Consider the following 25,026-nt stretch of genomic DNA (forward strand, 5'->3'; position numbering starts at 1 on the left):
ATATACACTTGAGTGTGCACATTATCTGTAAATAAAGTCGCTGAAAGACAACCCGAGCTAAACAGACGTAAAGCGCAAAAAGCCCGGAAACCCGCGCTGTGCCTGAAAAAACGAAGAGACATGAAGAATGATAAGCAAAGTTAACGCGGTTACATATGCCCTACGATAGCGTTTACCGGGAAAAGCGCACGCCCAGTACGCTGAACCTGACGTGGAAGAAGTTCTATGGTGATACCACCGCAATGGTCGGACTGTATGGCTGCAGTGCCTTGCTATTACTGTGTCTGCTGGGTGGCATTTTCTCTCCTTATCAGATAGACCAGCAGTTTTTAGGTTTTCAGTTACTTCCCCCTTCCTGGTCCCGCTATGGTGAGATTTCTTTCTTTCTCGGTACTGATGATTTGGGTCGTGATGTTCTGAGCCGTTTATTATCCGGTGCCGCACCCACCGTAGGTGGTGCATTGTTAATCACGCTGGCAGCGACAGTCTGCGGTGTGATTCTCGGGGTGATTGCGGGGGCTACACGAGGTTTACGCTCTGTCGTTCTGAACCATATTCTCGATACTTTATTGTTTATTCCTTCACTGTTACTGGCAATTATTGTCGTGGCGTTTGTCGGACCCAGTCTGAGCCATGCCATGTTTGCCGTCTGGCTGGCGTTATTGCCGCGGGTAGTCCGTTCTGTCTACAGTGCTGTGCATGACGAGCTAGAAAAAGAGTATGTGATTGCCGCACGGCTGGATGGAGCATCAACCCTTAATCTGTTGCGTTTTGCTGTAATGCCAAATACTGCCGCTACTCTTGTAACGGAGATAACCCGGACTTTATCTATCGCTATTCTGGATATTGCTGCATTAGGCTTCCTCGACCTTGGGGCGCAGTTTCCTTCCACCGAATGGGGGAGTATGCTGGGTGACTCTCTGGAGCTAATTTATGTTGCCCCCTGGACGGTGATGCTGCCGGGTGGGGCAATTATGGTGAGTGTTCTGCTGGTCAACTTGCTTGGCGATGGTCTGCGTCGTGCCATTAATGCCGGGGTACAATAATGCCACTGCTTGATATTCGTAATCTGACGATTGAGTTTATGACCGCAGAGGGTTGGGTCAAAGCAGTCGATCGTGTAAGTATGACGCTTAATGAAGGTGAGATTCGCGGCCTGGTCGGTGAGTCTGGTTCAGGAAAAAGCCTGATAGCAAAAGCAATTTGTGGTATTACCCGCGATAACTGGCGCGCTACCGCTGACCGTATGCGCTTTGATGATATTGACTTGTTAAGACTGTCTCCCCGCCAGCGCCGCCGCTTAATGGGTTATAACGTCTCAATGATTTTTCAGGAACCGCAATCCTGTCTCGATCCTTCCGAGCGAATCGGCCGTCAGCTAATACAAAACATCCCCGGCTGGACCTATAAAGGTCGCTGGTGGAGGCGTTTAGGCTGGCGGACTCGCCGCGCCATAGAACTGTTGCACAGGGTCGGGATTAAAGACCACCAGGATATCATGCACAGCTATCCTTATGAGCTTACGGAAGGTGAATGTCAGAAAGTCATGATAGCCATCGCTCTGGCTAATCAGCCGCGGTTATTAATTGCTGATGAACCCACCAATGCAATGGAACCGACCACGCAATCGCAGATATTCCGCCTGTTGACCAGGCTGAATCAGAATAATAACACCACTATCCTACTGATAAGCCATGACTTACAAATGCTCAGTCAGTGGGCAGATAAAATTAATGTGATGTACTGCGGTCAGACCGTCGAAAGTGCCACCAGCGAGGAACTGATTACCTCACCTCATCACCCCTATACCCAAGCGTTGATCCGGGCTATTCCTGATTTTGGCAGCCCGATGCCACATAAGAGCCGGCTGAATACTTTACCTGGTGCAATACCCGTGCTGGAACAACTTCCGATGGGCTGTCGTCTGGGTCCCCGTTGCCCTTATGCTCAACGTGAATGCATTGAAGCACCATGGCTTGAAGGGACAAAAAATCATTTCTATGCCTGTCATTTTCCACTCAACAGGGAAAGCAACTGATGCTCAATACCCTGCTTGAAGTCCGTAATTTAAGTAAAACCTTTCGCTATCGAAGCGGACTGTTTAAACGCCATCACCTGGAAGCTGTTAAACCACTGAGCTTCACGTTACGTGAAAAACAGACGCTGGCGATTATTGGTGAAAATGGCTCAGGAAAATCGACGCTGGCAAAAATGCTGGCGGGTATGGTTGAGCCAACCAATGGCGAGATTATCATCGATGACCACCCGCTCGAGTTTGGCGATTATGCCTATCGCAGTCAGCGTATTCGCATGATATTCCAGGATCCCACCACGTCGCTGAATCCGCGACAACGTATTTCACAGATCCTCGATTTTCCCCTGCGGCTGAATACCGAGTGGCAACAAGAGGAGCGCCAGCAGCATATTCTTGAAACCTTGCGAATGGTGGGGCTGCTGCCTGACCACGCTAGCTACTATCCACATATGCTGGCCCCCGGTCAGAAACAGCGTCTGGGGCTTGCCAGAGCGCTGATTTTACGCCCTCAGGTGATGATTGCCGATGAGGCTCTGGCGTCACTGGATATGTCGATGCGTTCGCAGCTGATCAACCTGATGCTTGAACTGCAGGAAAAACACGGTATTTCCTATATTTACGTCACGCAACATATTGGCATGATGAAGCATATCAGCGATCAGGTGATGGTGATGCATCAAGGAGAAGTCGTTGAACGAGGCAGCACGGCTGATGTTCTTGCCTCTCCGCTACATGAATTGACTAAACGGCTGATCACAAGTCACTTTGGTGAAGCTCTGACTGCGGATGCCTGGCGAAGAGATCGCTAGCAGCCAGGCTTAATCACGCGTTAATCTCAGTCAGTGGCCGGGGTGAGCACGGATAAACCAACGCAGCGCAGCTTGAATTATGACGTCCCCCTAAATAATTCGAGTTGCAGAAAGGCGGTGACGCAGGGAATCCTCGGGAGCTGACTCCAGTCAGTGACCGGGGTGAGCGAGGAAAACCAACGCACCTGCAGCTTGAATTATGACGGGGGGAAGTGGTCGGATTAACGTTTGACGTGAAGTCATGATAGAATTGCCGCCGATTTAACGCTGGCCGGGACACCTTTTAATCCACGGGCCGCAAACAATAATGACAATTAAGGATTATCGCTATGGGTTTTCTGACCGGTAAACGCATTCTTATCACTGGCGTAGCCAGTAAACTCTCCATTGCCTATGGTATTGCTCAGGCTATGCATCGTGAAGGTGCTGAACTGGCATTTACCTATCAGAATGAAAAACTGAAAGGCCGTGTTGAGGGTTTTGCTGCTGATCTGGGTTCAAACCTGGTTCTTCCTTGTGACGTGGCAGAAGATGAAAGCATTGAAGCATTGTTTACCGAACTGGCAAAAAGCTGGCCGAAGTTTGATGGTTTTGTTCACTCTATTGGTTTTGCTCCTGCCGACCAGCTGGACGGCGATTATGTGAATGCTGTGACTCGTGAAGGCTTTAAAATTGCTCACGATATCAGTGCTTATAGCTTTGTTGCGATGGCCAAAGTCTGCCGTGAGATGTTAAATCCGGGTTCTGCCCTACTGACACTCTCTTATTTAGGTGCAGAACGTGCTATTCCTAACTATAACGTGATGGGCCTGGCAAAAGCCTCGCTGGAAGCTAACGTGCGCTATATGGCAAATGCAATGGGTCCTGAAGGTGTGCGTGTTAACGCTATTTCAGCAGGTCCAATCCGTACACTGGCTGCATCCGGAATCAAAGATTTCCGTAAAATGCTGGCTCACTGCGAAGCTGTCACGCCTATTCGTCGTACCGTTACGACTGAAGATGTGGGTAACTCTGCTGCATTCCTGTGCTCTGACTTGTCCGCCGGTATCTCTGGTGAAGTCATTCATGTTGACGGTGGCTTCAGCATCGCAGCAATGAACGAGCTGGAATTAAAAGATTAATTTTTGATTTCTGATGAGGCGAACATCGGTCGCCTCATCGCTCTGATTTTCTATTCCATTCCGGTTATATCTTAAGCTTTATATCTTTCTGATATTTATTATCACCTATCATTCTTTGGTCTGCTGCCAACCTTGCGTCAGGATTAAACATGAATCCAAACCCAATTTTTGGGTTTGATAAACTGTTGACCGAGGAAACCTCATGGAACAACGAAGCTTTTCAGGTAAAAGCCAGTGGTATCATGAAACGCAGTCAAGCCAGAACCTGACCAATATCCAACCTTTAGTGCCGGAAGCAGCTGAGGTTGACGATCGTTTTTTACTTGATCTCAAAATATCTGATACGCATCTTACAGCCGAAGAGCCCTGGCTTAGCGTTGCGCGGAAACTTTCCAAAATATTGCTACCAGAGCAGGTCGAGAACAACCGACTCCAGACCTTAAGTCACTATGAACGATTAAGTACTGCGCTGAACGTCGCACAGGTTTTTGGCGTACAACGACTCTGTAACCACTATGCTGCACGTCTTGCTCCAGAATCGAGTAGTGATTCATCGCGTGAAACTAATCGTCGTCTCACACAAATAACCCAGTTCTCTCGTCAATTAGCCAGTCAACCCACGAGTATCAGTGATGCTTCACTGTCTCAGCTCGATGAATGCGGGTTATCAGTTGAAGATATCGTCATCTTTAATCAGCTTATTGGTTTTATTAGTTTTCAGGCTCGTACCCTGGCCGTGCTCCAGGCTCTGGAGAATCAGCCTGTACGACAGATCCCGGGCATCACCGGGCAACAAGATGCTGATGCAGATCTCTTCAGAAATCGTACAGCTAACTGGCAATCCAATCTGACTCCGCTTGAACATCGCTTTGCGAGTACAGAGCAACTCCAGGCTCTGGAACAAGGCCAGTCGTCGCCGTTACTCTACGATGTAGCCAATTTACTGGCTTCTGATGCATTAACACTGCAAACCCTGATGCAATTGACTCACCAACTTCTGCCAGCCGAAGAGGCGATGTGTGAGGATAATTTACTGGTGATAATGCTGGTTTCACGCATTAATGGTAGTCCGTCTTGTTTCAGTGATGCTGCAGCGGTATGGCAAGGCGAACAGGGTCTGCCGGATGCTATTCGTAATGGTGAACGAGCGTTACATGCCTGGAGTCATAACCATCCACGCGAGCGAGCAATAATTCAGGCCATTGGAGTACTGACACGCACACCGGAGAAATTTAGCTTCACACAACTCGCCCTGCTCTTTGAACAAGGTTTTACGGAACAACAAGCATTAAGACTATTAGCTGGTTCCGGACTAACCGGATGGGTGAACAGACTAAAGATAGGACTCGGTAATACGCATAATGAACCAAAAACCTTACCCGTATAAGGTAATCATCACTTGCCGCAAGGTACGGTTTCGCGTAAAACTGTCAACCGCTCCTTTGTCCACGAAAACTAAATAATATGCTTCAGGATAACCCGCTGCTCGCGCAGCTAAAACAGCAACTACACGCAAAAACTCCACGCGCTGAAGGTGTGGTGAAAGGTACCGAAAAAGGCTTTGGCTTCCTGGAAGTTGATGCTAATAAAAGTTACTTTATTCCGCCACCGCAGATGAAAAAAGTCATGCATGGTGACAGGATTAGCGCTGTTATTAATTCGGATAAAGACCGCGAGTCTGCAGAACCGGAAACGCTTATTGAGCCTTTTCTGTCACGTTTTGTCGGTCGAATTCAGAAAAAAGATGACCGCCTGTCAATCGTGCCAGACCATCCTTTATTAAAAGATGCGATCCCTTGCCGTGCTGAGCGCTCCGTCACGCATGATTTTCAGCATGGCGACTGGGCTGTGGCAGAAATGCGCCGTCATCCTCTCAAGGGTGACCGTGGTTTCTACGCTGAACTGACAGAATATATCACCTTTGCTGATGACCATTTAGCCCCGTGGTGGGTGACACTGTCACGTCATCATCTTGAAAGAGTCGCGCCGGACGGCATTACAACAGAAATACTGGATGAAGGCCTGACACGTGAAGATCTCACAGCCCTGGATTTTGTCACTATCGACAATGCCAGCACTGAAGATATGGATGATGCGCTCTATGCTGAGGCTCTGGATGATGGTCGCCTGCAACTTACCGTTGCCATTGCCGATCCAACAGCCTGGATAGCCGAAGACAGTCGCCTGGACGGTATTGCTCGCGTACGTGCATTCACCAACTACCTGCCAGGTTTTAATATTCCAATGCTGCCACGTGAGTTATCAGACGATCTCTGTTCACTACGGCCGCATGTTGTTCGTCCGGTACTTGCTTGCCGAATGACCATCAATACTGATGGTGCAATCAGCGATGATATTCATTTCTTTACGGCAAATATCGAGTCCAAAGCAAAACTTGTTTATGACGAAATATCTGACTGGCTGGAAGAACAAGGTAGCTGGACACCACCGGACGAATCTATTGCCCGACAAATTCGTCTGCTGCAGCGTGTCTGCCTGGCGCGTAATGAGTGGCGTCAACAGAATGCGTTAGTGTTTAAAGAGCGCCCTGACTATCGCTTTATTCTCGGTGAAAAAGGCGAAGTGCTGGACATTGTTTCAGAATCTCGCCGTGTCGCTAACCGTATTGTCGAAGAGTCGATGATAGCCGCCAATATGTGCGCTGCTATCGTTCTGCGTGAAAAACTTGGTTTTGGAATTTATAACGTCCATACAGGTTTTGATCCGACAAATACTGAACAGCTTGCTGAAATGTTAAAGACTCACGGTATCACGGTAGACGCACAAGAAGTTCTTAGTCTTGACGGCTTCTGTAAACTTCGCCGTGAGCTGGATAGCCAGCCAACCAGTTTCCTTGATAGCCGTATTCGTCGTTATCAGTCTTTTGCTGAAATTAGCATTGCACCGGGCCCGCACTTTGGACTGGGACTTGAAGCTTACGCGACTTGGACATCTCCTATTCGTAAATATAGCGATATGGTGAACCATCGTCTGTTAAAAGCGATTATCAAAGGTGAAACCCCTGCCCGTCCGGAAAGCGATATTACGGTACAAATGACCGATCGTCGTCGTCTGAATCGTATGGCTGAACGCGATGTTAGCGACTGGTTGTATTCCCGTTTTCTGAACAATAAAGTCGGTACGGAGCATCGCTTCGCCGCTGAAGTTATTGATGTCAGTCGCGGTGGCATGCGAGTTCGTCTGATCGATAATGGCGCAACAGCCTTTATTCCGGCGCCATTTATTCATGCCGTACGGGATGAGCTGGTCTGTAGCCAGGAGCAAGGTACCATTCAGATCAAAGGTGAAGTCGCTTATAAAGTGACAGATGTTATTGATGTTACTATTGCTGAAGTTCGCATGGAAACGCGCAGCATTATCGCCCGGCCTGCAGTCTGAGGTATTCTGAAGTGTAGATTAAGCCGGGTAAATACCCGGCTTTTTTGTCATCAGTATCAACGAATCTCAGCCAGGAATGAACCATTCATGAACACCAAAATTTATGATACCCGGGTATAAGTTATTCATAATTAATTGCGAAAATAACTAAAAAAAACATTTCTCAGCTTCTCTTTAGTGCTTTTATTTTGCATTATAGGGGCACTTCTATTTCTATTACAGGACCTGATATGTCAACGCTTGATCCACAACAATTAATCAAACGTATTGATACCGTACTGGATATCCTGGTCGCTAAAGATTATCCTTCTGCAATAAATAACCTTGAGATTCTGAAAGCAGAATTACTGGATGTATACCAGGATACCAGCACCACGCCTGGTGAGCAGAAAAAATCCCCCTGGGAAATATAATTTTCGCTTTTATCCGGTAACCGACTGGTACTCATCAAGTGATATCAGTCGGAACTTAAAAGTTCGATGAATCCATAAGTTCATTGATTATCAATAATAAATGAATAAACCTTGATATTTTTCGTTGCTAAAAAACGACATCAGTAATGATACCTTTTAACTGCTTTAAGTGTTATTTGATAGACTGCACATTATTTAATACCGGAGAATAAAGACACATTAGATATATCGTAATTCGGATAAAAGAATAAACATGATAACAATCAGTAGCTCGCTTTTTATTAATGGTTTACGCGAAATAGGTGCCTCTCTCAAAACACAAATTAAACATATTTCCTCCGTATTAGCACACATCGGCAGCGTGACGAATACAGGAACAGATTGTTACCAATCATCCGTGTCTTTTTATAAGCGAAATCAGCCCCCAGCTCCTGCCCAGGATACTCCATTCACTCGTATAAAGCTCGCGCATACAGGAAAGCCTCGGGCAACAGTTCCACTGACAGTAAAGATCAATCCCATGATAGCCGAGCTTCAACTACGCCCGGAAAGTCACCCTTCGAAAACGGATCATCGCATAGCATCAGTAAAGAAACGACGAGCCCCATTACCACCGTCACAGAATATCGGGCTGATACACGAAAATAAGTCGCCAGATGAGACCCGAGCTCGCCCAGTTAACGCAGTTGCCGGTAAAATTTCGAGAAAGTCGCATCGCGCGCCGCTTCCACCTCTGTCATCCACTCTGATTACACAGTTAGAACAGACGATAGAGAAAGATAAACAATCAGCAACCTGGAACGCGCGATTCAATAGCCCCAGTAGTCCTCTGACGCCGACGCGCCGGGCACCCTTACCCCCACTTTCAGAGCCGATGATAGAGAGGCTGGTACAGATGATAGAAAGTGACAGGCAGTCACCAGAAAGAACTCTGCTAGCGGATGCAAAACCAGTCATCAAAGATATTCAGTTTAATACTCTGATGCGTAAGGAAAAATAACGTTTTTCGCGTAGAGCTAAGCTGATGCAAGCAGGAGCTTCCGCTTGCATCAGCTGTATTGACTTATCCGCCAGCCAGTTTAACTTTCATTCCTTTGGCTTCCAGCAAGGATTTAAGCAGATCTCGCTTATCCCCCTGAATTTCGATGATGCCGTCTTTCACCGCGCCACCACAACCACATTTCTTTTTTAACTCTGCGGCAAGACTGGCAAGTGTTGTATCGTCGGCATCAATGCCGCTAATCAGACAAACACCTTTACCCTTTCTGCCACTGGTCTGTTTTTGAATACGCACGATACCGTCACCTTTTGGGCGCTGTACCCTGGCTTTTGGCTCGTCAATACGTCCAGTTTCAGTGGAGTAAACCAGGCGGTTATCCTGACTCATAGAGCCCCCAGTTTTAGTGATGTGCGAATATCGCGCAGTGTTAGTGCTGGGTTATCAGACTGCGTTATCGGGCGACCAATCACCATATAATCGACACCAGACTGCTGTGCCTGCAGTGGCGTCATTATCCGACGCTGATCTCCGGCATCACTTCCTGCTGGGCGGATACCCGGGGTAATCAATTTGAAATCCTGCCCCAGTTCCTGCTTAAAACGTACCGCTTCCTGAGCCGAACAGACAACGCCGTCCAGCCCACAGTCACGGGTCAGTGCCGCCAGACGCGCTGCATAATCCGCAGGTGCAATATTTAATCCCAGATCGGCGAGATCGCTGGCTTCCATGCTGGTCAGTACTGTTACCGCAATCAGCAGCGGCGCATCATTGCCATAAGGTAACAAAGCTTCGCGGGCTGCAGTCATCATACGTTTACCGCCACTGGCATGGACGTTAACCATCCAGACTCCCAGCTCGGCTGCCGCCGCAACAGCATGTGCTGTCGTATTGGGAATATCATGGAATTTTAAATCCAGAAATACGTCGAAGCCACGCTGCTGTAAGTCACGGACTAAGTCGGGCCCTGCCAGAGTGAATAATTCTTTACCGACTTTCAGACGACAATCACGAGGATCAATGCGGTCAACAAATGCTAATGCTTTATCACGACTATCATAATCCAGCGCAACCACAATAGGTGAATCGGTGACAACACGGGAGGAGCAAGCAATTGAATTCATAGCAGAGCCTTCTGACTGTTTAGCACCGATTGGCGCGGAAAGTTAAACGGCATGCATTCTACGCGGCAGTCTGAAAAATTGACAGTAACCTTGCCGTTTAATCACGATATTCTCTGAAAACGCCGTAAACCTTGCCAGACAACATACTGACTGATGACTCGGTAACTGAGTCGGGAGATTGAATACTAATTAGCATGTTGTAACTAATGTGAGCAATAAATCTATTACCCACCACTAACAGTAAGCTACTGACCATCAAGTCCACGAATCGGTTTTACGGTTGACCAGGCCCGGCAGGATGGGCAGTGCCAGTAAAGGCTAAACGCGGTGAAACCGCATTTTTGACAGCGATAACGAGGTTTAGTACGGATCTGTTCACCGACCATATCGCGCAGTATCATCAAGCTTTCTTTGGCTCGCCCTTCCTCTGCCTCATGAAGGTGATAATCCATCAGCCGATGAAATACCCGCATCGTCGGATGACGTTGTAACTGACGATTAATATAGATCTGGGCAGTATCGGCACCCTCTTTCAGTTCTAAAACCTCTGCCAGTAGCAGTTCAGCACTGGCACCGACATTCTCTTCTACGCAGCGACGCAGGAAACTTTCCCACTCTTCGACTTTATCCAGCTCCCGATAGCAGGTATGCAGCATATCCAGAGTTTCGCTGACTAATTCGCTATCCTGCTCTATCACACGGGATAATATTTCAGCAGCTCGAGCATATTCGTTCTTCTCTATAAATATACGCCCCATCATAATCGAGACTCTGGCGCTGTTTTTATCTGCAGCAGCCCCTTTTTTCAGCAATGCCAGACCTTTATCAAGCGAGTCGCTCCCCATACTCAGGAGCGCCAGCTCACAGTAGAAATGGGCGATTTCTACTCGCTGGGCATCTTTACCGAATTTAACGAGTTTCTCAGCGACATCGATGGCTTTCTGCCAGTCACTGGTGGCCTGATGGATCTGCAGGAGTTGTTGCAACGCACTGATGCGATAGTCAGTTTCATCAATCAGCTGACTAAACATATCTTCCGCGCGATCGTATAAACCTGCCGCCATATAGTCACGGCCCAGTTGCTGGACCGCCAGCAGCCGCTGGTCATAATTGAGAGAGGCGCTTTCCATCAAGGTCTGGTGAATACGGATAGCTCTGTCAACTTCTCCGCGCTGGCGAAATAGATTGCCCAACGTCAGATGTGCTTCAACCGTCCCGGTATCCTCTTTCAGCATTTCCAAAAACAGGTCTACCGCTTTATCTTGCTGGTTTGAAAGTAGGAAGTTTACACCGGTAACATAGTCACGTGACAGGCGACTGGCCTCCTGTTGCTTATCTTGCTGCGCGCTTCGACGCCCCATATACCAGCCGTAGGCAGCTGCAATAGGTAACAACAAAAACAACAGTTCCAACATGGCGGTTTATTCCTTCACAACCGGCGTAATCGGTGTATCAGATAAAGATACAACCTGTTGCTCAAGGCGTTTAACTTTCCGCTCAGAACGTACCAGGGATAAACGAACACGCAGCCAGAACAGACTGCAAATCAGCCAGCCAAGGATAAATCCGCCAGCAAACAGTAGCGCCAGTAATGTTGAGACACGATACTCGCCTTGCACTATCAGGAAATTGAAATTAACGACCTGATCGTTTTGTGCACCCAGTGTGATCGAGATAACAAAGATGGCGAGCACTAATAAGAAAATGAGTAAATACTTCACATTACGTCCCGTTGTGTGTGAAAGGTAAACAGTAGTACCCGGATGCTATTTGATGATAGCACTTACAAGGTGATATCACGAAATCCATTACCTGAGACAGGTCTTTTAAAAATGGGGGTTAAAATAAGAAGATCAACCCTTACCCTAATGTTCAATCTTTCAGGACCATCAGCCTTACTAAACCTCTGACGAACATCCTATTGTCATAGCATAACATCCCTGACAAAAAAGTTGTTGCTCTCCCCTCACAATCGCTGACTCTGAGATATTATTCCTCATTATCATTAACAGATTTTTGATTAAGGCGACATTAAGCTAAAAAACAGAGTACAGGCTAAAACTGCACAGATCGGTAAAGGAATTTTGTTCAGGTCAGGGAAAATGGTGCGCTAATCAAGAGTTAAGGCGTACGGTGCCATGTTGTGGCAAAATAGTCCGTTATACTGCATTAGCTGTCTGGCTTATCCTTATGCCAAATCAAGTACCTGGAGAATCACATGCAACTTAAACGGGTGGCAGAAGCCAAACTGCCAACACCATGGGGAGATTTCCTGATGGTGGGTTTCGAAGAACTGGCAACCGGCAAAGATCACGTAGCCCTGGTGTATGGTGATATTACTGGAAACAGCGCCGTACTGGCACGTATCCATTCAGAATGTTTAACCGGTGATGCCCTCTTCAGTCTGCGCTGTGACTGTGGCTTTCAGCTGGAAGCAGCCCTGGCTCAAATTGCTGAAGAAGGTCAGGGTGTGCTGCTTTATCACCGTCAGGAAGGCCGTAACATTGGTCTGTTAAACAAAATACGCGCTTATGCTTTACAGGATCAGGGCTATGATACTGTAGAAGCGAATCATCAACTCGGTTTTGCTGCCGATGAACGCGATTTTACGCTCTGTGCTGATATGTTCAAATTACTCAATATCGATGGTGTTCGCTTGCTGACCAATAATCCGAAGAAAGTGGCTATCCTTAGTGAAGCCGGGATTAATATTGTCGAACGCGTGCCCTTGATTGTGGGTCGTAACCCCAAGAATGAGCATTATCTGGATACTAAAGCAGAAAAAATGGGCCACCTGCTTTCACGGTAGTAGTCAGCAGTCATACTGACGTTAGTTATCAACCAGGACTGGAAAGTAAACCGTTTTATTCTCTCCAGTCTGACTCACTCAATCAGTACATAAAAGGGCGCGGTAACACCACGCTCTCAGATATATCGCCTGAAATTCATTGTATCGGGCTTTTTCTCTTTCTACGATTCGACCAATAGAGATGTCTTATATATTAATAAGAGAATATCCTGAAAGGTATTTTCTGATAGATTTTACCGAACTCTACTTATAATATCCCTCCTGCATTAGATTTTCTCTATAAATCATATACTGCTTATTTCTTTATTATATCAGCTTACCCAACAAAACCAGGATATACCAATGCCAGACAATATATCAAATAGTACCCTTCCATCTTTAAATGCACCCATTTACATCCAACAGCAACTAACATGCGGCAATCAGGGAATCATCAAAAATATAACTAAATTAGCTAATCAGGCGCTGTCATGCACGCTATCAATGAATAAAATGGAAGATGTTATATCTTATTCAGCAACCAAGCGTAAGAATTCCGAAAATGAATACCCTGGTGATGTGAAAAGAAAACATGGGCCAATATGGGAAGGGAAAATGATCGACTCACTGACTAATGCAGCGGGTTTTGCTACTCAGCAACAGTCTTCAAGCAGCCATAAAAACATTGTCAACAATCCAGATAAAGTATCTAATCAGCCATTATCGTTCGAAAATCTCCCTGCAGAATTAATACAGAAAATTGCATTTAAACTTGATGCCAGAAACTATTTTAATTTACGTTCAACCTCGTATGGAATGAGAGAAACACTGCCATCCTTCGAGAGCATCAACAAATCCTTCATAAACAAAAACTCGAGAAAAGTAAAGTGTAACTATATATCAATATATAATAAAACAATTTTACTGCAGCTCGAAAAGGAAAGGAATCATGACCTGTTAAACACCCTAAAAAGTATTTCTGTTATTTCCTCTACCCATTGCGAGCAATTTACTGCTCCTTTTCTTTCAATAAAATTTATAACTTGCGACTCATTAAGGTCAAGCGATCACGTAGACCATGAAGAGTCGGAGTCAGATTCTGGCTCTGATATCTCGGAAAGATCGGATCTCGATATTTCAGAAGGGGTAGATTGCCATATTTTAAATGAGTGGTGTGGCATGGTAACCGAAGATGATAATTATAAGGAGTTAAATACAAAGGTACATCATGAAAATTATTCACCGGGAGATGAATCCTTTGCATACGATACAATACGTTTCTTTTTTGATGCAAATAAAATAGACAATAAATATTTAAAACTGTTTATTGACTCATTTAAAGTCTTGTTCATTGAATACACAGACGAAGAAAGACTTATACTGGCAATGACTGCCTACAGACTGATCGAAGCCTTGAAGACTAATCCCCCCATAAATATAGTTAAAAATGATATCATCCAGTACGAATCTCAATACCCCATACTTTTTGGTCTTGGTGCTGCTCTAGACAACTACCTAAAAACTGCAAGTCAGGGTATTTCCTCTGATTACTTTGAGCATCCTGACTATAGGCATTAATCATTTACTGAATTAACACCTGGCACCTCATAAATCCACTTCATTACATGTGAATAGCATATTTTAATCATAAAAATGCCCAAGACCATTATTTAATTAAAGAGAAACTATAAATGATAAACGATACATCAAATAGCATACCAAACTCTTCCGCCCTAATTTTGACCCACCAAAATTCGCCTTTAAAAAGTAATGACTGTAATATTTCCAGCAATATAGCTCAAGCATATAGCCAGCCGTTATCGTTCGAGAAACTCCCAATCGAAAAAATACAAAAAATCGCCTTTACACTTGACGCAGAAAGTTACGCTAACTTACGTTTAACCTCACGTAAAGTGAAAGATATCTTACCTTCTTTTCAAACCATGAGCGGCAATTTAAAGAGTGGATGCTCAGGAGAACTAAAGAAAAATTATGAATCAATATGTAAATCAAGATATGAAAAATTTATTGTTGAACAGCTTAACAATAAAACAGATGATGACACATTATTGGCGATGAAAAATATTGCTGTTGTTTATAGCAGTTCATTTATTTTTGGTAATAAAGATATCTGGATAAGTTTATGGAATGACAGCTTAATACACAAACAACGGGATAAAAATATTTTATCCTCTTGCCACTGCAGAATACTTAAAAACTCCTGCGAAAAAATAAATACTTACCACTCTTCCGGCAGCGAAAATTATTATGGGGAATCAAAAAAAAATCTCACATTGGGTATTGACCATAAACATATAAACCAAGACAACGTCAATATTATCTTCAAATCATTCAATGATATATTCACTAGAAATAGCACCCGTAGTGACGACAAACTAATAGTGGCGCTAATATCTCACAAATTGAGAGGTTTTTTGATTGATGAAGAAACTAATGAGATAAGTGAAAATAATATTACAGAGTATATATCTCAATATCCAGCACTGTTTAAAGCAGGTGAGATAATTGCCAATCACTTATTAACCCAATAATAATTACTTATCGAGAAATCACCCTGTCTGGGATGATTAAGTTAACGTTTGCTGTAGCAATCTGGTCTCAGATAAACCATGAAAAATAGATCATATCAATATTTTATCTTAACAAAACACCCTGAACATTTTTTGGTGAAGCCTTCAGGGCTGCTTTAATGTTACCGTTTTTTTCATTCATTATTTTACTTATATCGGATATATATATGATAAACAACATATCGAATAGCCCAGGCACGCCCTCTCCTTTAACTTCAGTTGTTAATACCCAGCGAGCTGTTAACAGCCATAAAAACATCATCAGAAATATAGATAAAGTATACGGTCAGTTATTATCGTTAGAAAAGCTCCCGACAGAGATCATACAAAAAATTGCTTTTGATCTTGATACTGGTAGCTACGATAAATTACGCGCAACCTCGAATGAAATGAGAAGTATTTTGCCTTCTTACACAACAATGAAGGAATGTGTAGAAAATGGATTCACTGGGGAACAAAAAAAACGATATGAGTTAATGCTTGAAAATAAACTCGTTGATACACTCACTAGTAAAATAGACTTCGATACGCTGATTGAATTAAAATACGTTTCTGTTTGTCAAAAAAGATCCCACAACCATTGCGGTCAGGTAATTGCTATTAATTGTCTTAACAACCATGATCAAGATATCACATTCAAAGCGGGCCATTTCGATGGGTTCAATGAAACAATAACAGACCATCCGAATATATCCTCAAGTACCTATACTGAACTTTTTATGCACGGCTATGCAAAAAATACTCTCGAATTGGGTGATTCCGCGTATCTTAATCGAGGTCTCGACTTAAACATTGAAACTATTGATATTGTCTTCAAATACTTAAACCAAGAAACAGAAAAAAATAAATTAGTCATGGCAATGAGCGCACATAAACTAATGACGTATTTAAAAAATACAACACCCGGAGGTATCAGTGCAAATGATCTTGCTCAGTGTGAATATAAATATCCAGAGTTATTTAAAAAAGGCGAGATAATCGCTAATTACATATCGAAACTTATCGTCGAACATCCATTCCTTGATCGTTAATATTGCCTCGATAACCTTGATATCCTCAGGGGATAATGAAGTCCCCAGAAGCCACTTACAAAACTCATGAGATAACACCTGATGCAAGGTATCAGGTGTTATTATTCTGGAAAATATCAATCGCGATAAAAACAGATTCTCTGTTCAAAAAGAAAATTCTATTTCAGCATATTACGAATCACATACTGCAAAATGCCGCCATTACGGAAATAGGTTAGCTCATTGCCGGTATCAATACGGCAACGGCAGAGCAGTGTCTGTTTACTGCCATCCGCCAGCGTCAGAATCACCGGGATATCTGTGCCTGGCTTCAGACTGTTAAGCGACAATACATCTATCTGTTCTTCCCCTGTCAGCGATAACGTTTTACGCGTCACACCCACAGGGAATTCGAGCGGCAGGATCCCCATGCCTATCAGGTTAGAACGGTGAATACGTTCAAAAGACTCCGCAATAACCACTCGTACGCCGAGTAAGTTAGGCCCTTTGGCCGCCCAGTCACGACTGGAACCTGAACCGTACTCTTTACCCGCAATCACCGCCAGTGGCAGACCCTGTTGTTTATAATGCATCGCAGCATCATAAATCGACATCACCTGAGTTCCCGGCAGCAGACGGGTCATGCCCCCTTCAATACCCGGCACCATTTCATTACGAATACGGATATTGGCAAAAGTCCCGCGCACCATCACTTCATAGTTGCCCCGTCGTGACCCATAGGAGTTAAAATCGGCCTCCACGATGCCATGTTGCTGAAGATAACGTCCCGCCGGGCTATCGAGCTTAATACTACCTGCTGGTGAGATATGATCCGTCGTGACAGAGTCACCCAGCATAGCCAGAACTCTTGCTCCTTGAATATCCACCAGCGCTTCAGGTTCAGCTTCCATCAGATCAAAAAACGGTGACTGTCGAATATAGGTTGACTCATTCTGCCATTGATAGGTTTGAGAGCTATCAACAACAATACTGCGCCACGCCTCAGTACCGGCAAAAACTTCGCTATATTCCCGGTCAAACATCGAAGTCGAGACCTGTGCCACCGCCTGAGCGATTTCTTTACTGTCAGGCCAGATATCTTTCAAGTAGATAGCCTTGCCGCTATGGTCATAACCTAATGGGTCATGAGTCAAGTCAACGTGCATATTCCCCGCCAGGGCATAGACCACAACCAGCGGCGGTGAGGCCAGCCAGTTGGTTTTAACCAAGGGATGAATACGGCCTTCAAAGTTACGGTTACCTGAAAGTACAGCAGCAACGGTCAAAGACTGGTCTTTGATCCCCTGCTCAATCGCTTCCGGTAAGGGACCCGAGTTACCAATACAGGTGGTACAGCCATAACCCACTAAGTTAAAGCCAAGTCTGTCGAGATACTGGGTCAGGCCTGCTTTGTCCAGATAATCGGAAACAACTTTTGACCCCGGGGCTAACGATCCTTTAACCCAGGGCTTGGCTATTAACCCTGCCTGTACCGCTTTTTTCGCCAGCAAACCCGCGGCCATCATCACCCCCGGATTCGATGTATTGGTACAAGAGGTAATGGCCGCAATCACAACAGCGCCATCAGCAAGTTCATTTTCCTTGCCTGCAGATTCAGCCCCCTTAACGTCGGTCCGGGTATTTATTTCAAGCTCTTTGCTCGCAGTGAACGCATCAGGAACCGCACTCAATGGCACCCGGTCCTGTGGGCGTTTGGGCCCCGCCAGACTGGCCTCAACATTCTGCATATTCAATTCTAGAGTACTGGTAAATACCGGCGCATCTCCGGTATGACGCCACAGTCCCTGCTCTTTTGAGTAAGCCTCCACTAAAGCAATCTGCTCTTCACTGCGACCACTCAGGCGCATATAGTCGAGCGTAATGCTGTCGACCGGGAAAAAGCCACAGGTGGCCCCGTATTCCGGTGCCATATTAGCGATAGTCGCGCGGTCAGCCAGTGGCAGGGAATCCAGGCCGTCACCGTAGAACTCAACAAACTTGCCCACTACCCCATGTTTACGGAGCATCTGAGTGACGGTAAGCACCAGATCGGTGGCCGTGATCCCTTCAGATAATTTACCTTCCAGTTTAAAACCCACCACATCCGGGATAAGCATTGAGACCGGCTGACCCAGCATCGCGGCCTCTGCCTCAATGCCACCGACACCCCAGCCTAATACCCCCAGAGCATTGATCATCGTGGTGTGGGAATCGGTACCTACCAGCGTATCAGGATATGCGACCGTTTCATCACCCTGCGGTTCACTCCAGACCGTTTTGCCCAGATACTCGAGGTTAACCTGGTGGCAGATACCAGTACCCGGAGGGACAACGCTGAAATGGTTAAATGCCTGCTGGCCCCAGCGTAAAAAAATATAGCGTTCATGGTTACGCGCCATTTCCAGATTAACGTTTTGCTCAAAGGCTTCCGGGGTACCAAAATTATCAACCGTGACAGAGTGGTCAATCACCAGATCAACCGGGGTCAATGGATTAACACGAGTGACATCGCCCCCTAGTCGCCGGACCGCTTCACGCATAGCCGCCAGGTCAACCACCGCAGGAACACCGGTGAAATCCTGCATCAGCACACGGGCGGGACGATAAGCAATTTCTCTCTCCACATGGGCATGGTCAAGCCAGTCTGCAAAGGCCTGAATATCTTCCAGGGTGACGGAGTCTTCATCCTGCCAGCGGATAAGGTTTTCTAACAAAACTTTCAGGGATTTGGGTAGGCGATGAATATCGCCAAGCTGCTCAGCGGCGCGCGCCAGGCTATAGATATGGTAAGTCTTATTGCGGACTTTTAGAGTATTTTTACTGATAGTCCTCAGTGCTGACGACATAGCTCCTCCTTCGTAAAAAACAGGGATTGCGTTACCCTGAATAATTGCAGGGTCTCCAATAAAGATAACACAAGCTGAAGACCGTGAGCGAAAAAGGGGCTGTTTAAGATATATCTGTCACAGACGTGACAGAATAAAATTGAGGACAATAAATGGATAAATATCAGATATCAAGCCGTGTAACCGCCATCAATTGCCAGCACTGCGCCGGTAATAAACCAGGCCTCCTCCCGGGCAACAAATTCAACTAATCCAGCAATATCTTGTGGCATAGCCAGCTTCTTAATGGCACAGAAAGAGAGCATCTGTTGCACGGCGGGAGAGTTATCGTCCCCCAGCATTCCGGTTCTGGTCGGGCCAGGATTGATAAGATTTACGGTAATGCCCTGCTCCGCATAATCATGAGCCATGGCCTTAGTCATACCCACTAATGCTGATTTTGTTGTGGCATAGGCTACGCGACTTTGCCGTGGTACTCTTACTGCATTGGTGGTACCTATTGAAATAATACGCCCACCTTGCATCATATGCCGTGCTGCGGCCTGAGCGGCGATAAAAGGTGCACGCAGGTTAACGGCAATCGCCTTGTCCAGTTCAGTTAATGTGATATCAGCCGCCAGAGTATTATTGCCAATGGCCGCATTACTCACCAGAATATCCAGACGACCAAACTGTTTCACCACACCATCAACAACCGCAACGATCTCATCTGGATCGGCAATATCAAGCTGTAATGCCAGAGCTTTACCTTGTGGCGCGCCCAGTTCATGTGCCAGCCGCTCTGCTTGCTCAGCACTCTCAGCGCGATTATGTGTCAGTACAACCGTTGCACCTTCAGCGGAGAGTCGGCGGGCAATGGCCTCACCAATCCCACGATTTCCGCCAGTGACGATAGCGACTCGGTTCTGCTGTGTTCCACTCATACTCTTTGCTCCTCAATGGTTGAGTAAAATTTTTCCTTTCCCGGTACTGAAGACAGCAGTAATCGGGTGTATTCATGCTGAGGCCTGGCGAAAACGTCCGCCGTAGGTCCTGACTCCACAATTTTGCCACTCTTCATGACGACCAGGTCATCACAGACTTGTGCTGTGACGCGCAAGTCATGGGTAATAAGGACAATGGCCAGCCCCAGCTCATCACGTAGCCGAATCAGTAATTGCAGGATCTGCGCCTGGATAGACACATCTAAAGCGGATACCGCTTCATCAGCGATAAGAATTTTGGGGTGAAGGGCCAGGGCTCTGGCAATCCCGATACGCTGGCGTTGTCCCCCGGAAAATTCATGGGGAAAACGCGAAATAGCCTTCACATCCAGTCCGACCAGTTCCAGTAACTCCAGCACCCTTTCCCGGGCTTGTTCAGGCGCAATACCGCGTATTGTCAAAGGCTGAGAAATAAGCTCTCCCACCGTGCGCCGGGGATTGAGCGAGGACCAGGGATCCTGGAAAACCATTTGCATCTCCCCTGCATGCTGACGTAACTGTGTCGACGATAAGGCGGTATAGTCGAGGTTACCGAAGTGAATTTTGCCGCTGTCAGGTTCGGTTAAGCGCACTAGCGTTCTTGCCAGGGTTGATTTGCCTGAGCCGCTTTCGCCGACAATACCTATTGAACGCCCTGCCGCCACTGAAAAATCAATCCCCTGCAAAGCATGAACGACGCGGCCGCGCCCAAAGAAACCAGGCTTACCAAAGGTTTTCTTAATATCACTGACACTGAGCAAAGGAGGAGCCGATGTAGCGGTACGATAGGCTGGAGGGGTCAGACTGGGTACGGCATTAATCAAGGCGCGGGTATAACTATGCTCAGGAGCACCCAGCACCTTCCCGGCAGATCCTTGCTCAACGATATGCCCCTGTTTCAGCACCACAACTCTGTCTGCAATATCCGCTACCACGCCAAAATCATGAGTGATAAACAACACACCGGTTCCATTACGTTGTTGTAACTCGCGGATCAATTTTAGAATTTGTGCCTGAGTAGTCACATCTAACGCGGTGGTCGGCTCATCGGCAATCAATAAATCGGGTTCAAGCGCCATCGCCATGGCTATCATTGCTCGCTGTCTTTGCCCGCCGGAAAGCTGATGCGGATAAGCCATATAAGCTTTATCGGGGGAGGCGATATGAACATCATCCAGTAATTGAATCACCCGCTTTCGTCTGGCGCCGGACGAGAGCCGCAGATGCAGACATAGCATCTCTTCTATTTGCCGTCCAATACGCTTGAGCGGATTCAGTGCCGTCATGGGCTCCTGAAAAATCATCCCGATCCGCGGACCTCGGACTTTTCGCATCTGTTTTTGACTCAGCGCCAGCAGATTTGTCTCTTCCAGTTGAATACTGCCTTGGGTTATCTGCACCCCATCAGCCAGCAACCCCATGATGGCACTTGCCGTCATGGACTTACCGGATCCACTTTCACCCACTACACAGACAATTTCGTTGCGGGCAATATTCAGGGACAAATCAGAGAGCGCAAATTCACGATCGCCACTTGCCGGAAGTGCAATAGAGAGTCCGGTTATCTGTAATAACGGCTGAGCATCACTTTTGATATGACTCATCTGACCGCCTCCGACGACAGGCTGGAATAGCCCGAAAATTCAGAGTGCTCAAATGATTCAAGACCACCAATAAAATATTCCGCATCGGCCAAATACAATGACTGCACTATCCCTTCAACTATGCGGGCGCTTGAAAAAGAGCAACCATTAATACCCACGGCACTGGGCCCGGCACTGACGGTGGCTGCACTATTGGCAATAATCAGATTAGAGACGATGTTATCCGCTTCGCTTGAACGTCCACGACATTCAAAATACGGTCCCAGGTAAGGATGACGACCAATGCTCTTGTCGATAGCATCATTTCCCAGCGTCACAACATCCCCCCAGCGCTGAATATCCTTATTGATGTCATGAAGATAGTCCACCTGGCTTAAATCAGTCTCAAACCCGGTGCCTAAAATGATGAAATCAAAACGCTGCTCCTCGCCACTGGTTAAGGTAATGATAATTTCATTCCCTTCCTGACGTAGCGAACGCCATCCTAATCCCATACGCAATGTAAAATTGTCATATGCCGTACAGCGCTCTATCGACCAGAGTGGAGGAGGAACGGCATTTTCTATTGCCACTCTGGCGACCTCCAGCCGGAGTTCATCCGCCATATGGATAAAACTTCGATATAAACCAGAAAACTCCAGATAGCGCATAATGTTACGCTCAGGGTGCTGTGAACGGCGAATAAACAAATCGACTTTTACAGCACCGGCATCTAATGCCGTGGCAGCATTATCGAGCGCGGAAGCAGACCCGCCAATGACTGCCACCCGCTTACCCTGCATTGGTAAGAAATTAATTTCATCCCGGCTATGGAACCACAAATCCGGATGAACGCCTGACATATCAAAGGGCACACGCACGCCACCCGCACCCGCAAGACCGGTGGCAGAAATGACTTTCCGGGTGACAATACTGCGCTGCCCCTGAGCATCTTCAAAAAACACGCGAAAGCCATATTCATGGGGGGTAAGTTTTAGCACCCTGGTATTGTTGACTACGGGCAAATCAAAAACATGCCGTAACCAGATAAGGTAAGCCATCCACTCCTGTTTAGGGATCAGCGCTAGTTCGGCGTAATTCTCGGCACCATACTGCGCTTCATACCATGCCCGAAAGGTGGCTGAGGGAAAACCGCCATCAGGACCATGAAGGCGCTTATCTGTTCGCAGGGTTAGCATACGGGCATAGGTTGCCCAGGGGCCCTCCTGCCCGGCGGGGTTTTCATCGTATAATTTGAAATTGGCAACCCCCATTCTTAGCAGACGAGTCGCAATGGAAATACCAGCAAGTCCGGCACCGATGATAAGCACATCCAGCACCACTTCCCCCTGCTTATCCACCAGAGTGCGGGGCCAGACACGGCCGGGGTGAACCATGGTTTCACGTTCCCATATCAGCCGTTCTTCCAAATCATGCAAGCCAGTGTTCATCATTTTGTACCCTTTAAAGTGAAGCAGTGGAACGCCATTTAACGACCGCGTAATCTGGGGTTTAACCTGTCGTTCACCCCTTCACCCACGATATTGATACTCAAGACCAGCATGAAAATAGCCAGACCGGGAATGATAGAGAGATAGGCCGCTGAACGAAGCATCGGCTTCGCCTGAGCGACCATGCCTCCCCAGGAGACAATATTCGGGTCGCCCAATCCAAGAAAAGAGAGTCCCGCTTCTATCAATACTGCGGAAGCCACCATTACCGAAGAGATGACCACCACAGAAGAGAGGCAATTGGGCAGGATTTCAGTAAAAATGATACGCGAGGGACGCATCCCTATAAGACGGCAGGACAGCACAAATTCACGAGTGGATAAGGTCATAAATTCGCCGCGCACTAAACGCGCCACCGGCGGCCAGGAAACAATGGCAATTGCCAGAGTGATGGTATAAATCGTCGGCGTAAGAATGACCATCAAGACAATGACAAACATAAAACTGGGTATCGTCTGAAATATTTCGGTAAAACGCATCAGAGCATCATCGAACCAGCCTCGTGTATACCCGGCGACGGCACCAATCAGTACACCAAGCAAAACGGCTGCGGTGGTTGACGCCAGGCCAATCATCACTGAGACGCGAGCACCGTAAGCTAGCATAGCCAGAATATCTCGTCCCAGCGCATCTGTCCCGAGCACCACACCTGACTGAGTAAAGGGTGCAATCAGCGGTTCTGCGACCTGAATCCAGGGGCCTTCTGGCCAGATAAAACCTGCGCTGAGTGCGGCTAAAATGAGGGTTAACAGAATAACCACACCGCACAATGTCGCCGGTCGCCAGCGCAGTCGTCTGATGGTTTTTCGCGGTAGAATTTCGCTATGATCACTCATTATTTCAGCCCTATACGCGGATCTACCCAGTGATAAAGCAGATCAATGATAAAGTTAGTCACCACAACACAAACCGAAGAAAAAAACAGGATCCCGAGCAGGAGCGTCACATCGCGGGAAAAAATCGCGTCATAGGTAAGTCGACCAAGTCCGGGCCAGCTAAAAATGGTTTCAATTACAACGGAACCGCCAAGCATACCGCCTATCTGTAAACCAAGCATGGTCAGCACCGGGAGTAAGGCATTCGCACAGACATGATGGAGATAGACCCGGGACTCCTTCATCCCTTTAGCGCGGGCGGTACGGATATAATCCTGAGCAATCACCTCAATCACTGAGGCACGCATCAGGCGAACAAAAATAGCAAGATAGAAAACCGCCAGGGTAGTAGCAGGCAGAATCAAATGTCGGGCAATATCCAGCCATTGCTCATGCCAGTCCCCCCGCATACCAATGGTTTTCATTCCCCCTGAAGGAAGCCAGCCCAGATGGATGGTAAACAGCAAGATAAGCAACAGCCCGAGCCAGAATAGCGGCGTGGCATAACCGATCAGCGCCAGCAGAGAAATCAGCGTATCGAGTGTCTTACCCACATGACTTCCGGCAAGAGTCCCCAGTATCACTCCCAGTACAAAAGCCAGCAGGATAGCCACCCCCATCAGTAATAAAGTTGCCGGGAGCCTGTCGAGAATCGCCTCCAGCACCGGCATATTCCGGGTAAATGAATACCCGAAATCAAATACCATTAGATGCTGGATATAACTGATAAACTGAGTAAATAACGGCAGGTCGAGACCATATTGTTTACGCAGATCCTGGGTGAAGCTGGCATCCCCTCCTCCTTCCAGACCAGCCATGACATCTGCCATATCACCAGGTACCAGATGCAACACCACGAAATTAACAACAACGATACCGACGATTATCAATAATGACTGAACCAATCTCCGGCTCAAAAAGCGCATATATTCAGACATACAAACCCCATACCGCGTCGATAT

Annotated in this window: 22 protein-coding genes; 12 read left to right on the plus strand and 10 right to left on the minus strand. The window is 46.7% G+C overall.

Going from position 1 to position 25,026, the window contains the following annotated elements:
- Window positions 1-155: 155 nt before the first annotated feature.
- From sapC to M2387_RS03175, 8 genes are all read left to right on the plus strand, one after another.
- The gene (gene sapC / locus M2387_RS03140) at window positions 156-1,046 is read left to right on the plus strand and encodes a putrescine export ABC transporter permease SapC (RefSeq protein ID WP_259047108.1); all 891 of its coding nucleotides are present in this window, start codon (window positions 156-158) and stop codon (window positions 1,044-1,046) included.
- The gene (gene sapD / locus M2387_RS03145) at window positions 1,046-2,038 is read left to right on the plus strand and encodes a putrescine export ABC transporter ATP-binding protein SapD (RefSeq protein WP_259047110.1); all 993 of its coding nucleotides are present in this window, start codon (window positions 1,046-1,048) and stop codon (window positions 2,036-2,038) included. Before sapC ends, sapD begins: the two co-directional genes overlap by 1 nt.
- Entirely contained in the window at window positions 2,038-2,844 is an 807-nt protein-coding gene (sapF, locus tag M2387_RS03150; RefSeq protein ID WP_259047112.1) for a putrescine export ABC transporter ATP-binding protein SapF, read from the plus strand. Before sapD ends, sapF begins: the two co-directional genes overlap by 1 nt.
- 329 nt (window positions 2,845-3,173) lie before the next feature.
- The gene (fabI, locus tag M2387_RS03155; protein ID WP_259047114.1) at window positions 3,174-3,965 is read left to right on the plus strand and encodes an enoyl-ACP reductase FabI; all 792 of its coding nucleotides are present in this window, start codon (window positions 3,174-3,176) and stop codon (window positions 3,963-3,965) included.
- Window positions 3,966-4,167: 202 nt separating this feature from the next.
- The gene (locus M2387_RS03160; RefSeq protein WP_259047115.1) at window positions 4,168-5,352 is read left to right on the plus strand and encodes a CMD domain-containing protein; all 1,185 of its coding nucleotides are present in this window, start codon (window positions 4,168-4,170) and stop codon (window positions 5,350-5,352) included.
- Between the two features lie 77 nt (window positions 5,353-5,429).
- The gene (locus M2387_RS03165; RefSeq protein WP_259047117.1) at window positions 5,430-7,364 is read left to right on the plus strand and encodes an exoribonuclease II; all 1,935 of its coding nucleotides are present in this window, start codon (window positions 5,430-5,432) and stop codon (window positions 7,362-7,364) included.
- A 230-nt stretch (window positions 7,365-7,594) separates the two neighbouring features.
- A complete protein-coding gene (gene yciZ, locus M2387_RS03170) occupies window positions 7,595-7,777 on the plus strand; it encodes a protein YciZ/DeoL (RefSeq protein ID WP_259047119.1) in 183 nt (60 codons plus the stop codon).
- Between the two features lie 520 nt (window positions 7,778-8,297).
- Window positions 8,298-8,777, plus strand: a complete 480-nt coding sequence (locus M2387_RS03175; protein WP_259047121.1) for a hypothetical protein — start codon at window positions 8,298-8,300, stop codon at window positions 8,775-8,777.
- A gap of 63 nt (window positions 8,778-8,840) precedes the next feature.
- Here M2387_RS03175 and yciH read toward each other — a convergent pair whose 3' ends face one another.
- The 4 genes from yciH to M2387_RS03195 all read right to left on the minus strand — a co-directional run bounded on the left by yciH (window position 8,841) and on the right by M2387_RS03195 (window position 11,619).
- Window positions 8,841-9,164, minus strand: coding sequence for a stress response translation initiation inhibitor YciH (gene yciH, locus M2387_RS03180; protein WP_259047122.1), 324 nt, complete (start codon window positions 9,162-9,164; stop codon window positions 8,841-8,843).
- Window positions 9,161-9,898: an orotidine-5'-phosphate decarboxylase gene (gene pyrF, locus M2387_RS03185; protein WP_259047123.1), complete on the minus strand. Its 738-nt coding sequence runs from the start codon at window positions 9,896-9,898 to the stop codon at window positions 9,161-9,163. Before pyrF ends, yciH begins: the two co-directional genes overlap by 4 nt.
- Window positions 9,899-10,143: 245 nt before the next feature.
- Window positions 10,144-11,313 (minus strand): lipopolysaccharide assembly protein LapB, encoded by a 1,170-nt coding sequence (lapB, locus tag M2387_RS03190; RefSeq protein WP_259047124.1) that lies wholly within the window; start codon window positions 11,311-11,313, stop codon window positions 10,144-10,146.
- 6 nt (window positions 11,314-11,319) lie between these two features.
- The gene (locus M2387_RS03195; protein ID WP_259047125.1) at window positions 11,320-11,619 is read right to left on the minus strand and encodes a LapA family protein; all 300 of its coding nucleotides are present in this window, start codon (window positions 11,617-11,619) and stop codon (window positions 11,320-11,322) included.
- Window positions 11,620-12,116: 497 nt separating this feature from the next.
- Between M2387_RS03195 and ribA the strand changes: the two genes are divergently transcribed.
- The 4 genes from ribA (at window position 12,117) to M2387_RS03215 (ending at window position 16,308) form a co-directional block, all read left to right on the plus strand.
- Window positions 12,117-12,707 (plus strand): GTP cyclohydrolase II, encoded by a 591-nt coding sequence (gene ribA / locus M2387_RS03200; protein WP_259047126.1) that lies wholly within the window; start codon window positions 12,117-12,119, stop codon window positions 12,705-12,707.
- Between the two features lie 342 nt (window positions 12,708-13,049).
- Window positions 13,050-14,264, plus strand: coding sequence for a hypothetical protein (locus M2387_RS03205; protein WP_259047127.1), 1,215 nt, complete (start codon window positions 13,050-13,052; stop codon window positions 14,262-14,264).
- A 113-nt stretch (window positions 14,265-14,377) separates the two neighbouring features.
- Window positions 14,378-15,238: a hypothetical protein gene (locus tag M2387_RS03210; RefSeq protein ID WP_259047128.1), complete on the plus strand. Its 861-nt coding sequence runs from the start codon at window positions 14,378-14,380 to the stop codon at window positions 15,236-15,238.
- Window positions 15,239-15,444: 206 nt separating this feature from the next.
- Window positions 15,445-16,308, plus strand: coding sequence for a hypothetical protein (locus M2387_RS03215; protein ID WP_259047130.1), 864 nt, complete (start codon window positions 15,445-15,447; stop codon window positions 16,306-16,308).
- Between the two features lie 158 nt (window positions 16,309-16,466).
- Here the strand turns inward: M2387_RS03215 and acnA are convergent, their stop codons facing one another.
- The 6 genes from acnA to M2387_RS03245 all read right to left on the minus strand — a co-directional run bounded on the left by acnA (window position 16,467) and on the right by M2387_RS03245 (window position 25,002).
- On the minus strand, window positions 16,467-19,133 hold the full coding sequence (acnA, locus tag M2387_RS03220; protein WP_259047131.1) for an aconitate hydratase AcnA: 2,667 nt from the start codon (window positions 19,131-19,133) through the stop codon (window positions 16,467-16,469).
- A 170-nt stretch (window positions 19,134-19,303) separates the two neighbouring features.
- Complete coding sequence (locus M2387_RS03225) at window positions 19,304-20,056, minus strand: SDR family NAD(P)-dependent oxidoreductase (RefSeq protein ID WP_259047133.1); 753 nt, start codon at window positions 20,054-20,056, stop codon at window positions 19,304-19,306.
- The gene (locus M2387_RS03230) at window positions 20,053-21,699 is read right to left on the minus strand and encodes an ABC transporter ATP-binding protein (RefSeq protein ID WP_259047135.1); all 1,647 of its coding nucleotides are present in this window, start codon (window positions 21,697-21,699) and stop codon (window positions 20,053-20,055) included. Before M2387_RS03230 ends, M2387_RS03225 begins: the two co-directional genes overlap by 4 nt.
- On the minus strand, window positions 21,696-23,132 hold the full coding sequence (locus M2387_RS03235) for an NAD(P)-binding domain-containing protein (protein WP_259047136.1): 1,437 nt from the start codon (window positions 23,130-23,132) through the stop codon (window positions 21,696-21,698). The genes M2387_RS03230 and M2387_RS03235 overlap by 4 nt, the downstream gene beginning before the upstream one ends.
- A 35-nt stretch (window positions 23,133-23,167) precedes the next feature.
- Window positions 23,168-24,025 (minus strand): ABC transporter permease, encoded by an 858-nt coding sequence (locus tag M2387_RS03240; protein ID WP_259047137.1) that lies wholly within the window; start codon window positions 24,023-24,025, stop codon window positions 23,168-23,170.
- Window positions 24,025-25,002 (minus strand): ABC transporter permease, encoded by a 978-nt coding sequence (locus M2387_RS03245; RefSeq protein ID WP_259047139.1) that lies wholly within the window; start codon window positions 25,000-25,002, stop codon window positions 24,025-24,027. The genes M2387_RS03240 and M2387_RS03245 overlap by 1 nt, the downstream gene beginning before the upstream one ends.
- Between the last annotated feature and the right edge of the window lie 24 nt (window positions 25,003-25,026).

The sequence above is a fragment of the Klebsiella sp. BIGb0407 genome, from assembly GCF_024807845.1.
GTDB lineage: Bacteria > Pseudomonadota > Gammaproteobacteria > Enterobacterales > Enterobacteriaceae > JGM124.

Excerpts from the sequence above, each read along its gene's own strand:
- sapC (WP_259047108.1), top strand. The coding sequence starts at position 156 with ATGCCCTACGATAGCGTTTACCGGGAAAAGCGCACGCCCAGTACGCTG.
- sapD (WP_259047110.1), top strand. The coding sequence starts at position 1,046 with ATGCCACTGCTTGATATTCGTAATCTGACGATTGAGTTTATGACCGCA.
- sapF (WP_259047112.1), top strand. The coding sequence starts at position 2,038 with ATGCTCAATACCCTGCTTGAAGTCCGTAATTTAAGTAAAACCTTTCGC.
- fabI (WP_259047114.1), top strand. The coding sequence starts at position 3,174 with ATGGGTTTTCTGACCGGTAAACGCATTCTTATCACTGGCGTAGCCAGT.
- M2387_RS03160 (WP_259047115.1), top strand. The coding sequence starts at position 4,168 with ATGGAACAACGAAGCTTTTCAGGTAAAAGCCAGTGGTATCATGAAACG.
- M2387_RS03165 (WP_259047117.1), top strand. The coding sequence starts at position 5,430 with ATGCTTCAGGATAACCCGCTGCTCGCGCAGCTAAAACAGCAACTACAC.
- yciZ (WP_259047119.1), top strand. The coding sequence starts at position 7,595 with ATGTCAACGCTTGATCCACAACAATTAATCAAACGTATTGATACCGTA.
- M2387_RS03175 (WP_259047121.1), top strand. The coding sequence starts at position 8,298 with ATGATAGCCGAGCTTCAACTACGCCCGGAAAGTCACCCTTCGAAAACG.
- yciH (WP_259047122.1), bottom strand. The coding sequence starts at position 9,164 with ATGAGTCAGGATAACCGCCTGGTTTACTCCACTGAAACTGGACGTATT.
- pyrF (WP_259047123.1), bottom strand. The coding sequence starts at position 9,898 with ATGAATTCAATTGCTTGCTCCTCCCGTGTTGTCACCGATTCACCTATT.
- lapB (WP_259047124.1), bottom strand. The coding sequence starts at position 11,313 with ATGTTGGAACTGTTGTTTTTGTTGTTACCTATTGCAGCTGCCTACGGC.
- ribA (WP_259047126.1), top strand. The coding sequence starts at position 12,117 with ATGCAACTTAAACGGGTGGCAGAAGCCAAACTGCCAACACCATGGGGA.
- M2387_RS03205 (WP_259047127.1), top strand. The coding sequence starts at position 13,050 with ATGCCAGACAATATATCAAATAGTACCCTTCCATCTTTAAATGCACCC.
- M2387_RS03210 (WP_259047128.1), top strand. The coding sequence starts at position 14,378 with ATGATAAACGATACATCAAATAGCATACCAAACTCTTCCGCCCTAATT.
- M2387_RS03215 (WP_259047130.1), top strand. The coding sequence starts at position 15,445 with ATGATAAACAACATATCGAATAGCCCAGGCACGCCCTCTCCTTTAACT.
- acnA (WP_259047131.1), bottom strand. The coding sequence starts at position 19,133 with ATGTCGTCAGCACTGAGGACTATCAGTAAAAATACTCTAAAAGTCCGC.
- M2387_RS03225 (WP_259047133.1), bottom strand. The coding sequence starts at position 20,056 with ATGAGTGGAACACAGCAGAACCGAGTCGCTATCGTCACTGGCGGAAAT.
- M2387_RS03230 (WP_259047135.1), bottom strand. The coding sequence starts at position 21,699 with ATGAGTCATATCAAAAGTGATGCTCAGCCGTTATTACAGATAACCGGA.
- M2387_RS03235 (WP_259047136.1), bottom strand. The coding sequence starts at position 23,132 with ATGATGAACACTGGCTTGCATGATTTGGAAGAACGGCTGATATGGGAA.
- M2387_RS03240 (WP_259047137.1), bottom strand. The coding sequence starts at position 24,025 with ATGAGTGATCATAGCGAAATTCTACCGCGAAAAACCATCAGACGACTG.
- M2387_RS03245 (WP_259047139.1), bottom strand. The coding sequence starts at position 25,002 with ATGTCTGAATATATGCGCTTTTTGAGCCGGAGATTGGTTCAGTCATTA.